Annotated in this window: 2 protein-coding genes; both read left to right on the top strand. The window is 66.1% G+C overall.

The window, feature by feature from the left end; translation table 11 throughout:
* Positions 1-1112 (top strand): iron chelate uptake ABC transporter family permease subunit (locus J0I64_RS20770; RefSeq protein WP_291411874.1); only part of this gene is annotated, 1112 nt, incomplete at its 5' end.
* A gap of 11 nt (positions 1113-1123) precedes the next feature.
* Positions 1124-1914, top strand: a 791-nt coding sequence (locus J0I64_RS20765; RefSeq protein WP_291411872.1) for an ABC transporter ATP-binding protein, incomplete at its 3' end; no start/stop codon positions are given.

The following is a 1914-nucleotide window of genomic DNA, read 5'->3' as shown; positions in this document are numbered from 1 at the left end:
GCCTTTGTCGGCGCGCCCTTCTTCATCGCGCTCGTCCGGCGCCGCAAATTGGCAGCGCTCTGATGACCGCCATCGACACCGGCTCCATTGTTACCGTTCGCCACCAGCGTGAGGCCAAGGCCCGCCGCGTGACTATCGGCCTCGTGCTCGCTCTCCTCGTTGCCAGCGCCGCCGCCCTCACGCTCGGCGATTATCCTGTCCCGCCCGAAGAGATCGTCCGCTCGCTCTTTTCTCCGTTCACCGGCCTTGCCAACAAGGGCGTCGATTTCATCATCCTGCAGGTCCGCCTGCCGCGCCTTTTCCTGGCGCTTCTCTCGGGCACCGCCTTCGGCCTCTCCGGAATCATTTTCCAAACGCTTCTGCGTAACCCCTTGGCGAGCCCTGATATTATCGGCATCGCGCACGGCGCCAGCGCCGCCGCCGTCTTCTGCATCATCGTCCTGGGCTGGACTGGCCTTGCCGTCTCCCTAGGTGGTTTTGCCGGCGCCTTGCTGACCGCTTTCGCCATCTACCTCCTCGCCTGGCGCAATGGCGTCACCGCCTACCGCGTCGTCCTCATCGGCATCGGTACCGCCGCCATGCTCAGCGCCGTCATTTCGTACCTCTTCACGCGCGCTCGCCTTTTTGAAGTGCAGCAGGCCATGGCCTGGCTCGTTGGCAGCCTCAATGCCGCACGCCCCGGCGATTCCTTCGTGCTCGCCGCCATGCTGGTCGTCACCGTGCCGCTGCTGATCGTCCTCGCGCGCGGCCTCGATGGTCTCGAGCTGGGCGACGACACCGCCCACGCCCTCGGCACGCGGGTCGAACAAACCCGCCTCGGCCTCATGGTCACCGGTGTCGCGCTCGCCGCCTTCGCCACGGCCGCGGTTGGTCCGGTGGGCTTTGTCGCCTTCGTCTCCGGCCCTATCGCCCGCCGCCTCATGGGTGGGGCAGGGCGGGGCATTCCCCAGGCCGGCCTTGTCGGCGCCCTGGTCATGCTGGTGTCGGACCTTTTGGCGCAGCACGCTTTGCCAAACATGCAATTGCCCACCGGTGTGGTGACGGGTGGTTTCGGCGCGGCCTTCCTGCTCTGGCTGCTCATCGTATCCGGCCGTTCGGGCCGGGTGAATTGAAGGAGACGAACATGACGCAAAACCACCAGCTCATGGCCGCCGGTCTGCACCTCGGCTATGCCGACCGCGAAATCGTCACCGATCTCAATCTCAACGTGCCTGCCGGTAAGCTGACTGTCATCGTCGGCGCCAATGCCTGCGGCAAGTCCACCCTGTTGCGGGGCTTGGCTCGCCTCCTCACGCCCACGCGGGGCGCCGCCTATCTCGATGGCAAACCCATCCACCAGATGCCGACGCGCGAAGTCGCGACCCTGCTTGGCGTCCTCCCGCAATCCCCCATCGCCCCCGATGCCATCACCGTCGCCGACCTCGTCGGTCGCGGCCGCTATCCGCATCAGGGCTGGTTCCGCCGCTGGACCCCCGAAGACGACGCCGCCGTCGCCGAAGCCCTCGCCGCCACCGACATGGCCGGCCTCGCCGATCGCCCCGTCGATGAACTCTCCGGCGGCCAGCGCCAGCGCGTCTGGATTGCCATGGCGCTGGCGCAGGAGACCGATCTCCTGCTCCTCGACGAGCCCACGACTTTCCTCGACATCAACCATCAGGTCGAAGTCCTTGATCTGCTTACCGATCTGGTGAAAGAGCGCGGGCGCACCGTCGTCGTGGTCCTCCACGACCTCAACCTGGCCTGCCGCTATGCCGACCACATCGTCGCAATGAAATCGGGCAAGATCATTTCCGAAGGCCGCCCCGTCGACGTCATCACCGAAGGCGTCGTCCACGAAGTCTTCGGCATGACCTCCCGCATCGTTGTCGACCCGATCTCGGACACCCCCATGATCGTCCCCATCGGCCGCCACCA

The organism is Devosia sp., from assembly GCF_017307565.1.
Classification (GTDB): Bacteria; Pseudomonadota; Alphaproteobacteria; order Rhizobiales; family Devosiaceae; genus Devosia.
The sequence above is the reverse complement of the archived record's forward strand: the minus strand, read 5'-3'. Positions and strand labels throughout refer to the sequence as shown.